At 63.4% G+C, this 11457-nt stretch carries 10 protein-coding genes; 1 reads left to right on the forward strand and 9 read right to left on the reverse strand.

What is annotated here, in order from left to right:
* Positions 1–102 precede the first annotated feature (102 nt).
* Entirely contained in the window at positions 103–1344 is a 1242-nt protein-coding gene (locus tag BCA01S_RS19820; RefSeq protein ID WP_027778400.1) for a cytochrome P450, read from the reverse strand.
* 317 nt (positions 1345–1661) lie between these two features.
* Between BCA01S_RS19820 and serB the strand changes: the two genes are divergently transcribed.
* Positions 1662–2501, forward strand: coding sequence for a phosphoserine phosphatase SerB (gene serB / locus BCA01S_RS19825; RefSeq protein WP_027778401.1), 840 nt, complete (start codon positions 1662–1664; stop codon positions 2499–2501).
* Positions 2502–2636: 135 nt separating this feature from the next.
* Here serB and BCA01S_RS19830 read toward each other — a convergent pair whose 3' ends face one another.
* The 8 genes from BCA01S_RS19830 to BCA01S_RS19870 all read right to left on the reverse strand — a co-directional run bounded on the left by BCA01S_RS19830 (position 2637) and on the right by BCA01S_RS19870 (position 11432).
* Complete coding sequence (locus BCA01S_RS19830; protein WP_027778402.1) at positions 2637–3821, reverse strand: cystathionine beta-lyase; 1185 nt, start codon at positions 3819–3821, stop codon at positions 2637–2639.
* A gap of 134 nt (positions 3822–3955) precedes the next feature.
* Positions 3956–4627, reverse strand: coding sequence for a hypothetical protein (locus BCA01S_RS19835; protein WP_027778403.1), 672 nt, complete (start codon positions 4625–4627; stop codon positions 3956–3958).
* Between the two features lie 49 nt (positions 4628–4676).
* Positions 4677–5861, reverse strand: coding sequence for a beta-ketothiolase BktB (gene bktB, locus BCA01S_RS19840; protein WP_027778404.1), 1185 nt, complete (start codon positions 5859–5861; stop codon positions 4677–4679).
* 121 nt (positions 5862–5982) lie between these two features.
* Positions 5983–6918, reverse strand: coding sequence for a sugar kinase (locus tag BCA01S_RS19845; protein ID WP_027778405.1), 936 nt, complete (start codon positions 6916–6918; stop codon positions 5983–5985).
* A 3-nt stretch (positions 6919–6921) separates the two neighbouring features.
* Positions 6922–8313: a 30S ribosomal protein S12 methylthiotransferase RimO gene (rimO, locus tag BCA01S_RS19850; RefSeq protein ID WP_042318966.1), complete on the reverse strand. Its 1392-nt coding sequence runs from the start codon at positions 8311–8313 to the stop codon at positions 6922–6924.
* A 242-nt stretch (positions 8314–8555) separates the two neighbouring features.
* Positions 8556–9179: a polyhydroxyalkanoate synthesis repressor PhaR gene (gene phaR, locus BCA01S_RS19855; protein ID WP_020065866.1), complete on the reverse strand. Its 624-nt coding sequence runs from the start codon at positions 9177–9179 to the stop codon at positions 8556–8558.
* A 129-nt stretch (positions 9180–9308) separates the two neighbouring features.
* The gene (locus BCA01S_RS19860; RefSeq protein ID WP_020065865.1) at positions 9309–10049 is read right to left on the reverse strand and encodes a 3-ketoacyl-ACP reductase; all 741 of its coding nucleotides are present in this window, start codon (positions 10047–10049) and stop codon (positions 9309–9311) included.
* Positions 10050–10250: 201 nt separating this feature from the next.
* Positions 10251–11432 carry an acetyl-CoA C-acetyltransferase gene (locus BCA01S_RS19870; RefSeq protein WP_027778407.1) on the reverse strand — a complete coding sequence of 394 codons (1182 nt, stop codon included), beginning with the start codon at positions 11430–11432 and terminating at the stop codon, positions 10251–10253.
* Between the last annotated feature and the right edge of the window lie 25 nt (positions 11433–11457).

The raw sequence follows: 11457 nt of genomic DNA on the forward strand, positions 1-11457 counted from the left end.
CGCGCGGCGCAAGGCCGTTGGCCTGTGCGCACGCCGCGCTGTAACTCTTGCATGTTGGCGGCAAAAACTACGGAGTCCCGTGCATTGCCGCCCGTACCTCTATCAGCAAAGCAGCGGTACCGAAGCGAAACCGCGAAACCGCACGCGCCCGCCGCGCGTCGGCTCGCCGTCCAGTCGATACGCAGGAAACCGCTGGACGAAACGGCCGATAGCAATGCGCGCCTCGAGCCGCGCGAGCGACAACCCCGCGCACTGATGGATACCGAACCCAAAAGCGAGGTGGCGGTTGGGCGCGCGGCGAATATCGAAGCGGTCGGGCTCCGCAAACTGCTCCGGGTCGCGATTGGCCGCGCCGATGCACAGCGTGATCGGCGTGCCGCGGGCTACCGGCACGCCGCCAATCTGCGTGTCGCTCGTCGTCATGCGGTTGCCGAGCTGGTTGGAGCTCTCGAAGCGCAAACATTCTTCGACGGCCGATTCGATCGACGACGGATCTTCCAGCAGCGCGGCGCGCTGATCGGGCCACTCGGTCAGCGTGACAAGCCCGTTGCCGATCAGGTTCGTGGTCGTTTCGTGGCCGGCATTCAGAATGAAGATGCAGTTTTGCAGCAACTCTTCTTCCGACAATTGCTCGCCGTCGCCGCCTTCGCCGCGCTCGCCTTGAATGAGGCGCGTGAGGACATCGTGTTGAGGATCGCCCGGTTCGCGTCGGCGCCGCGCGACCAGATCGCGCAGATAATCGACGAACTCGGTCACCGCACGATTGCCCCGCTCGAACTGCTCGCTGGTGAGCGAAGGTTCGAGCGCACCGAGAATAGCGAGCGACCAGTCGCGCAACGGCTCGCGTTCTGCATGCGGCACGTCGAGCAGGTTGCCGATGATCTCCACCGGAATCGCCGATGCGAACTCGCCGATCAGATCGATGCGCCCGCGTTCAGCCGCGGCATCGAGCAGACCGTCGACGAGACGCACCAGACCGGGTTCCATTGCCGCTATCGCGCGCGCGGTCAGCGCGCCCGCGATGAGCTTGCGCACGCGCGTATGGCGCGGCGGATCGTTGAACACGAGGCTCGTGGTGTGATGCGTGTAGAGCGGCGAGTCGCCGTACTTCGGCTTGAATTCGACGGTCTTGTCCGAACTGAAGGTCTTCGGGTCGCGATATACGGCCTGCACGTCGCGAAAGCGCGTAAGGAACAGCGAGCCATCGGGCATGCGCTTGACTGGCTCATGAGTGCGCAATGCGCTGTAAACCGGATATGGGTTCGCGTAGAACTCCGGGCTCAGATGGCGCAGATCGAAGTCGCGCGCGAGGATGGCTGTGTCGCCGGCGGTCGCCGTGGGCATGCGTTGTCTCCGTATGGTGTGCGTTGTTGCTCCTGCATCGCAATGACTGTGCTCCGCGCATTTAATGTGTTCTGGCGGTGCTTTGCGAGCGGTGCTCAGAGCCTTTCTCGTTGACGGCGTTCTCGCGTCGACTCGAAGGCGTGGATGCAGTGAGCGTGGCGCATCGTTTGACTCGTCAGTATGAACGAGGCGCGCGGGGATTGCATTGCCGCTAACACGCGTTTTGGCGCCCGCGACGGCGCTCGCGGTCGAGCCGTTACAATAAGCGGATTTCCTGCGAGCCCCGCGCTCGCCTTTTTCTCGTCAATGCGTCGTTCATGAACCTCGTCATTCAAAGCCCCGCGCCGATTTCCGCCGATCATCACAAAACGCTCGTTGCGCTCGCGCGCGGTTCGCACGCCACCGTCGTCGACGCAAACGCTATCCGCATCTCCGACGCCGATATTGCACAGCGTCCGGACCTGGACGTTTATTGCGGCACGCATCGGCTGGATTACGCTTTTGTCGAAGCGGGCCGTCAGTTGCGCGGCTTCGGCCTCGTCGCGATGGACATGGATTCGACGCTGATCACGATCGAATGTATCGACGAAATCGCCGACTTTTGCGGTCTGAAAGCGGAAGTCGCCGCAATCACCGAAGCCTCGATGCGCGGCGAGATCAAAGACTTCAACGAAAGCCTGACGCGCCGCGTCGCGCTTCTCAAGGGACTCGACGCAAGCGCGCTCGAACGTGTCTATGAAGAACGCCTGCAGCTTTCGCCAGGCGCCGAGCAGATGCTGGCAGGCGCAAAAGAAGCAGGACTGAAAACGCTACTGGTATCCGGCGGGTTCAATTTCTTCACCGAGAAGCTGAAGGCACGGCTCGGCCTGGATTTCACGCGCGCCAATACGCTCGACATCGTGGACGGCAAGCTGACGGGCAAAGTGATCGGCGAGATCGTCAATGCCGATGTGAAAGCGCGCACGCTGCGCGAGACGTGCGCGCAGCTCGGCATCGAGCCGTCGCGCGCGATCGCAATGGGCGACGGCTCCAACGATCTCAAGATGATGGCCGAAGCGGGACTTTCTGTTGCGTTCCGCGCGAAGCCGGTCGTACGTGAAGCCGCCAGCGTGGCGTTCAACTACGTCGGGCTGGATGGTTTGTTGCGGTTGTTTTGAGGTCTACTGCGAGGCTGGGGTGGTAGCGTCTTCGTTGTACCTGATGGCTGCGACTCGCTGAGCGCAGCACGATAAAAAAGCCCACCGCGAACGCGTCGCCGTGGGCTTATCTCACTGCGCCGACGCAGCGTCAGTTCACGCGAGTGCTGCGAGACACTGCTTGATATCCGCGCGCAAATCGGCTTCTTCCTCGAGGCCGATATAGAACCGCACCAGCGTGCCGCGATGCGGCCATTCGCCTTCAGTGCGCATCGACGCAATGTCGTACGGCATCACGAGGCTATGCGCGCCGCCCCAACTCCAGCCGATGGCAAAAAGCTCCAGCGACTCGCAGAAATTGTCGATCTGCGCGGCGCTGTACCGCCCGTCGAACACGACGGAAAATAATCCGCCAGCTCCCGTGAAGTCGCGCTTGAAAAACTCGTGCCCCGGACAGTCTTCAATCGCCGGATGCAACACCGAGGCGATCTCCGGCCGCGTCTTCAGCCACTGCGCGAGCGCAAGCGCCGAGCGGTCGTGCTGCTGGAAACGCACTTGCATCGTTGGCAGGCTGCGCAGGATCAACGAGCAGTCGTCCGACGACACGCCGATGCCCATGCGCATGCGCGCCGCCTTGAGCTTCAGATGCAGTTCACGATCGACGGTGATGGTGGCGCCCATCAGCACGTCGCCGCCACCCGACTGATACTTGGTGAGTGCCTGCACCGAGATGTCGACGCCGTGATCGAACGGACGGAAACCGAGCCCGGCGGACCAGGTGTTGTCGATTGCCGTCACCACGTTGCGGGCGCGTGCCGCCGCGGCGATTGCAGGCACGTCGGCCACTTCCATCGTCACGGAGCCCGGTGCTTCCAGCCAGATGAGCCGCGTGTTCGGCTGGATCAGCTCGGCAATGCCCGCACCGATCATCGGGTCGTAATAACGAACAGTCACGCCGAAGTCGCGTGCGAGCCAGTCGCCGTGATCGCGGTTCGGCGAGTAGACGTTGTCGGGAATCAGCACGTCGTCGCCCGCTTTGACGAGCCCGAAGTACACGTTCGAAATAGACGACAGGCCCGAAGGCTGCAACAGCGCGTGATTGCCGCCCTCGATCGTGGCAAGGCGCTGCGCGAGAGCGAGCGACGTGGGCGTTGCATGCAGGCCATAGCGCCATTGGGCATCGTTTTTCCAGTCAAGCGCGCGCATGGTCGCGAGGTCCGGGAAAACGACGGTCGACGCGCGCGTGACCGGCATGGAGAAAGACTCGAAGCCCGGTGTGAGCTTGTCCTCTGCATGCACGATGCGAGTCTGCAAAGACCGTTTGAGTTTGGATTGGGTCATGATGAATTCAATGAAGAAAGACGATGCGAAAAGCGGCTAACGCCGCGCCGCTCACGCAAGAGTAGACGAGTCGGCCGAATTTCGCCGCGCCGGGTGTGGGTGCTGCGAACCCGCGAAGAGCGCCGTGCGCAGAATCACTCGCCGGTTTGCAGGTTGCTGACGCCGCCTACCGGCCGGCCCGCACCCGTTGGGGCTGCTGGCGGAGCCGCGGCTGCTGGCGCCGCCGCATCGGAGCGAGTCGCGGAAGCCGCGGCGCCCGCAGCCGTTTTGCCGTCTTTCGCAGCAGCGGCCGTGGCCGCTGCCGGCACCGCTTGTCCCGCTGCCAGCGGCTTGAGATCGAACGGCTGGGGGTTCGAATCGTCGACGTTCATCCGGTCACCCGCCACAGAACCGTCCGCCGCGAACTTGCCGACCCAGTTGCCGGTAATGTGCGTGCCGTCGTTCGACTCCTCGACTTCGAGCGTGTCGCCATCGCGGTCGCCGGCGATCAGAATCACTTCACCGGTGTCCGTGAACTGATACTCGCCATGAACGCCGGAAGGGTCGTCCGTCTTCGGGCCAAGGCGCAGCACGATCTGGCGTGAGCCGAGCATGCCGCTATAGCGCGGAAATCTGGCGAACTCCGGGCTCGGCTTGAGCGGCAACTGGATCGGCGGGGGCGCGGCGAGTTCCTTTACCGCATCACTTTGCGCCTGCGCCGTTTCCGGCGACAACGCCACCGCGCTCACGGACAGCAATGCGGCAACGCTCATAGCCGTCCAGCCGCGCCGACGCATCGCGCCTTTAACCGGTTTCGATTCCTGCATCCGTTCTTTCCTCAATTACCTGGCTACTACTCGCTGCGCTTCAGGCCACTCAGATCCGTTCGAAGATCGCGGCGATGCCCTGTCCGCCGCCGATGCACATCGTGACGAGTGCGTAGCGGCCGCCAATGCGTTGCAGCTCGTACAACGCCTTCACGGTGATCAACGCGCCGGTGGCGCCAATCGGATGGCCGAGCGAAATGCCCGAGCCATTCGGGTTGACCTTGGCCGGATCGAAGCCCAGTTCCTTGCTGACCGCGCAGGCTTGCGCGGCGAACGCCTCATTGGCCTCGATTACGTCGAGGTCCGCAACCGTCAGCCCGGCACGCTCGAGCGCCTTGCGGCTCGCGGGCACGGGACCGATGCCCATATGGGCGGGATCGACGCCCGCATGCGCGTACGAAACGAGCCGCGCCAACGGCTTGATGCCGCGCTGTTCCGCAACGCTGCGCTCCATCAGAACGACGGCAGCGGCCGCGTCGTTGATGCCCGAAGCGTTGCCCGCCGTGACCGTGCCGTTTTCTTTCGCGAACACGGGCTTGAGCTTGGAAAAATCTTCCGCCGATGCGTTCATGCGCGCGTGTTCGTCGGTATCGAACACGGTGTCGCCTTTCTTCGACGGAATCGTGATCGGCAGGATCTGTTCCTTGAAGTAACCGCTCGTGATCGCGTTGGCTGCGCGGCGATGCGATTCGAGCGCGAGCGCGTCCTGCGCTTCGCGCGAAATGTCGTATTTGCGCGCAACGTTCTCGGCGGTCACGCCCATGTGAATGGACTGGAACGGATCGTTCAGCGCGCCGACCATCATGTCGACGAGGCGCGCGTCACCCATGCGCTGACCGAAGCGCGCGGCGGGCATCGAGTAAGGTGCGCGGCTCATGTTCTCCGCGCCGCCGCCGATCGCGATGTCCGCGTCGCCGAGCAGCACGCTTTGCGCGGCCGACACGATCGCCTGCAAGCCCGAGCCGCACAGACGGTTCACGGTCAGCGCGGGCGTGTGCTGCGCGACGCCGCCGTTGATCGCGGCCACGCGGGCCAGATACATGTCTTTCGGTTCGGTATGCACGACGTTGCCGAACACCACGTGGCCGACTTCGTCGCCGGACACGTTTGCGCGCGCGAGGGCCTCGCGCACGACGCGCGCGCCGAGGTCGGTCGGCGGGAAGTCTTTCAGACTGCCGCCGAAACCGCCGATTGCCGTGCGCACACCGCTCACCACCACTACGTCCCGTTGCATTGCTCGCTCCTCGTTTAGTCTCTCAAGATGGTTCGCTTTGGCTCGACCCCTATTGCGGCGCGTATTGCGACGCTTGAGGCGGCGCATATCGCGACGCTTAGTGCGACACGTTATGCGACGCTCAGCCCGCGAGAATCCGTTCGACCGCCGCCCGCGAAGGAATCGGCGCGACCGCGCCGTAGCCTTGCGTGGATAGCGCCGCGGCGACGTTCGCATAACGCGCCGCTTCAAACGGATCGTCGCCTTCGACGAGCCGCGCGATGAACGCGCCGCCGAAGCAGTCGCCCGCGCCGGTTGCATCGACCGCATTCACAACGTGGCCAGGCACGACACGCCGCTCGTCCGGCGTCGCGATGTATGAACCCTCCTTGCCCAGCTTCAGCGCAACCACGCGCGGGCCGTGCGACAGAAGGAAATCGACGATCTCGTCGCGACCGGTCAAACCGGTGAGTTCGGTGACATCGTCCCAGCTTGGCAGGCAGATGTCGGTCTGGCGGATGGCTTCGAGCATCACCGCGCGTGCCCGGTTCAACGGCCACAGTTTCAGGCGCAAATTCGTGTCGAAACTTACCCGCACGCCATTGGCGCGCGCATGCGCGATGGCTTCGAGCGCCGCGTCGCACGCGCTCAGACTGATCGCGAGACTGATGCCCGACAGGTGAACGACTTTGGCAGCGGCGATTGCGTCGAGCGGCAGGTCGCGCGGCGCATAGCGGCTCGCTGCGGAACCTGCGCGCAGATAGTCGAACGCGTGGCCGTCCGGGCCATGTGAGACGAAATAAACGCCAGTGGACGCATGCGGGTCGACGCGTACGAGCGCGGTATCCACTTGCTCGCGTTCCCACAGATCGATCAGGAGGCGCCCGAAATGATCGGCTCCGACCGCGGACACGAAGCCGGTACGCGCGCCTTGCCGCGCCGCCGCGACGCAGAAGTTCGATGTGTCGCCGCCGAAGCCCTGCAGATAGTTCGGCTCGTCTTTCGCCGACTGGTTGAACTCGATCATCGCCTCGCCGAGCGCGAGGATTTCCGGTTTAGCCGACGTGTTCACCGACATCGCTCAGACCTCGCCCCACAGATCGTGGCCGTCCGCGCCGGTGATCTTCACCGACACGAAATCGCCGACCTTGTAACGCTTCGACGCCTTCACGGCGGGCGCGATATACACGACGCCGTCGATCTCCGGCGCATCAGCGGCGGTGCGGCCAATACCGCCGTCGGCATTGATCTCGTCGACCAGCACTTTCAGCGTCTTGCCGACCTTCTTCGCGATGCGTTTCGCCGACACCTCTTCGGCCACTTCCATGAAACGCGCACGGCGCTCCTCGCGCACTTCATCGGGCAACGCGCCGTCGAGTTCGTTCGCCGTAGCGCCTTCAACCGGCGAGTAGGCGAAGCAGCCGACACGATCCAGTTCGGCCTCGCGGATAAAGTCGAGCAGCGTCTGAAACTGTTCTTCGGTCTCGCCCGGAAAGCCCGCGATAAACGTGCTGCGGATCGTCAGATCCGGGCACATTTCGCGCCACGCCTTCACGCGCTCCATTACTTTCTCGGCGTTGGCCGGGCGCTTCATGCGCTTCAACACTTCAGGATGCGCGTGCTGGAACGGCACGTCGAGATATGGCAACACGTGCCCCTTGTACGGACCTGCCGCCATCATCGGGATGACTTCGTCCACGCTCGGATACGGATATACGTAGTGCAGGCGCACCCACGCACCGTACTGGGCGGCCAGTTCGCCGAGCGCGCCAACCAGATCGGTCATACGCGTCTTGATCGGCTTGCCGTTCCAGAAGCCCGTGCGATATTTGACGTCGACGCCATACGCGCTCGTGTCCTGCGAGATAACGAGCAGTTCCTTCACGCCGGACTTGAACAGATTTTCCGCTTCGAGCATCACGTCTGCGACCGGTCGCGATACGAGATCGCCGCGCATGGAGGGGATGATGCAGAACGTGCAGCGGTGATTGCAGCCTTCGGAAATTTTCAGGTACGCGTAGTGACGCGGCGTGAGCTTCACGCCAGCGGCCGGCACGAGATCGACGAACGGATCGTGCGGCTTCGGCAGATGCGTGTGCACATGCTGCATCACTTCGCCCAACGCGTGCGGACCGGTGACGGCCAGCACCTTCGGATGCACTTCTTCGATGAGCCCCGAGCCGCTCGCGCTCTTCTTCGCGCCAAGGCAGCCGGTGACGATCACCTTGCCGTTTTCATTGAGTGCCTCGCCGATCGCGTCGAGGCTTTCCTGCACAGCTTCGTCGATGAAGCCGCAGGTATTGACGACCACGAGGTCCGCGCCGTCATACGTGCCGGAAATCTCATAGCCTTCGGCGCGCAGCTGCGTGATGATCTGCTCGGAGTCGACGAGAGCTTTCGGGCAGCCGAGGCTGACGAAGCCGACCTTCGGACTGGAAGGCGTCGGCGAGGTGGAGGAAATGGTCTGCGGCATAGGTGAATCCGGCGTATAGCGGTGACGTGGCGACAATGGGGACGATCGGGACAGCGCGGCAGGGGACGGGAGAACGGGTCGTTCACAACGCCCAGATCCGGAGAACGAGCGTCCCGCGCACGCAACCCGCTATTGTACCGCGCTCACGGCGCTCAGCCTGCCGCGCGCCGCACCAGCCATGCCGCAAGTCCGCGCCGCTATGCGCTGCACGGCGGCACGCCGCGCCAGGCGGGCTCGGGCGGCTACTTCTTTTCCGGTTCGGGATTGGCCTGCGGGCTAGCGGGCGCCGCAGTGTTGGCGCCACCCGGCACGTTGACCGCGCCGCCCGGCGTGAACGGGAATGTGGCGAACATGGACTTCGCCTGATTCTGCATCTGCTCCTGCATCTGCACGAACATGTTCTTCGACTGCTCGATGTAGCTCGTCATCATGCCTTGCATCATCGGCGCCTGCATGTTCATGAACTGCGACCACACCTCGGGGTTCATCGCCTTGCCTTCATACAGGTTCTTCGACTGATCGGCGAGCTTTGCCTGAATGTCGATGAAAGCCTGGATGTTCTTTTCCAGATACGTGCCCATCATGCCCTGCATCGCGTGGCCGTAGAAACGGATGATCTGCGACAGCATCGACGACGAGAACATCGGCAAGCCGCCGCTCTCCTCCTCGAGAATGATCTGCAGCAGGATCGCACGCGTCAGGTCTTCGTTGCTCTTGGCATCGATGACCTTGAAATCCTCCTGGTCCAGCACGAGTTGCTTGACGTCCGTCAGCGTGATGTACGTGCTTGTCTCGGTATCGTACAGCCGACGATTCGGATATTTCTTGATCAGTCGTTCGGCTGCTTTCTTTGTAGTAGTAGTCATGTAACGCCTTTGAGCGCAAGTAGAGCGCGGACGGCGTGCCGGCTGCGCAATCGGGCATTTGCGCAACCGGGACGCCGCCGGAACCATCCGAGCCAGACCGCGCTGCCTTGTGAGCGGCGCGCCTGTAACTCAGCCCATATGCAAACCGCCGTTCAGCGAAAAATCCGCGCCCGTCGAAAAACCCGATTCTTCCGACGCGAGCCACGCCACGATCGAGCCGATTTCGTCCGGCTGTCCGAGGCGGCGCACCGGAATCGTCGCAACGATCTTTTCCAGCACGTCGGGGCGGATCGACTTGACCATGTCCGTGCCGATGTAGCCCGGCGACACGGTGTTGACCGTTACGCCCTTGGTGGCTACTTCCTGCGCGAGCGACATCGTGAAGCCGTGAATGCCGGCCTTCGCCGTCGAGTAGTTGGTCTGGCCGAACTGCCCCTTCTGCCCATTCACCGACGAAATGTTGATGATGCGGCCCCAGCCGCGTTCCACCATGCCGTCGATCACCTGCTTGGTGACATTGAAGAGACTCGTCAGGTTGGTATCGATCACCGCGGTCCAGTCTTCGTGGGTCATCTTGCGAAACACCACGTCGCGCGTGATGCCCGCATTGTTCACCAGTACGTCGATCTCGCCGACTTCGGCCTTGACCTTGTCGAACGCGGCTTTGGTCGACTCCCAATCGCCGACGTTCCCTTCTGACGCGACGAAATCGAAGCCCAGCGCCTTCTGCTCTTCGAGCCATTTCACGCGGCGCGGCGAATTCGGACCGCAGCCCGCGATGACCTTGTAGCCTTCCTTGTGCAGCCGCTGGCAGATGCTCGTGCCGATGCCGCCCATGCCGCCCGTTACATACGCAATTCGCTGTGTCATGACTTTGACTCCATTATCGTTTTCGAGGCGCCGACCGGCTGTTCCGACCGGCTACCTCTGCCCTCGCCTGATGCTTGATCGCGCCGCCCTCTCGCGAACGGCTGTGAGGCCGCTACTGCGCTCGCGCGCCGCCTGGGGCCCGCGTGAACATCTGATCCGTCACCTGCTGGCGCTTCGCGCGCAGGCGAGGCGCGCGTTCGTTCAAACCCGCTCGAGCGCCAGTGCGACGCCCATGCCGCCGCCGATACACAGCGAAGCGAGACCCTTCTTCGCGTCGCGCTTCTGCATCTCGTGCAGCAGCGTGACGAGAATCCGGCAGCCGGACGCACCGATCGGGTGGCCGATCGCAATCGCCCCGCCGTTCACGTTGATCTTCGACGTGTCCCAGCCCATCTGCTTGTGTACCGCGAGCGCCTGAGCGGCGAACGCTTCGTTGATTTCCATCAGGTCGAGATCGTTCACGCTCCAGCCTGCCCGCTCGAGACAGCGGCGCGAAGCCGGCACCGGGCCCATGCCCATGATCTTCGGATCGACACCCGCGTTTGCGTACGCCTTGATGCGCGCAAGCGGCGTGAGGCCGAGCGCTTCCGCTTTCTTCGCGGACATCACGAGCACCGCCGCCGCGCCGTCGTTCAGGCCTGACGCGTTGGCCGCCGTGACCGTGCCTTCTTTCGAGAAAGCCGGCTTGAGCCCTGCAAGCAATTCAGCCGTCACACCGTGACGCACGAACTCGTCGGTGGCGAAACGCACCGGGTCGCCCTTGCGTTGCGGGATTTCGACCGGCACGATTTCGTCGTCGAAACGGCCCGACTTCTGCGCGGCTTCGGCCTTGTTCTGCGACAACGCGGCAAACGCGTCCTGCTGTTCGCGCGTGATGTCGAATTCCTTCGCGACGTTTTCAGCCGTCACGCCCATGTGGTACTGGTTGTACACGTCCCACAGGCCGTCGACGATCATCGAGTCGATCAGCTTTGCGTCGCCCATACGGAAGCCGTCGCGCGAGCCAGGCAGCACGTGCGGTGCGGCGCTCATGTTTTCCTGACCGCCGGCGATCACGATGTCTGCGTCGCCCGCAATGATCGCGTTGGCGGCCAGCATGACCGCTTTCAGGCCCGAACCGCAGACCTTGTTGATCGTCATGCCGGGCACTGCCGCAGGCAGGCCGGCCTTGATCAGCGACTGACGCGCCGGATTCTGCCCCGAGCCCGCCGTCAGCACCTGACCCAGGATCACTTCACTCACCTGCTCGGGCTTCATGCCCGCGCGTTCCAGCACCGCGCGGATCACCGTCGCGCCGAGCTCGGGCGCCGCGATCTTCGCGAGCGACCCACCGAATTTGCCTACTGCCGTACGGGCGGCCGATACGATCACAACATCAGTCATTTCGATATCCTCCGGGCACATCGGC

The sequence above is a fragment of the Paraburkholderia caledonica NBRC 102488 genome, from assembly GCF_000685095.1.
Taxonomy (GTDB): domain Bacteria; phylum Pseudomonadota; class Gammaproteobacteria; order Burkholderiales; family Burkholderiaceae; genus Paraburkholderia; species Paraburkholderia caledonica.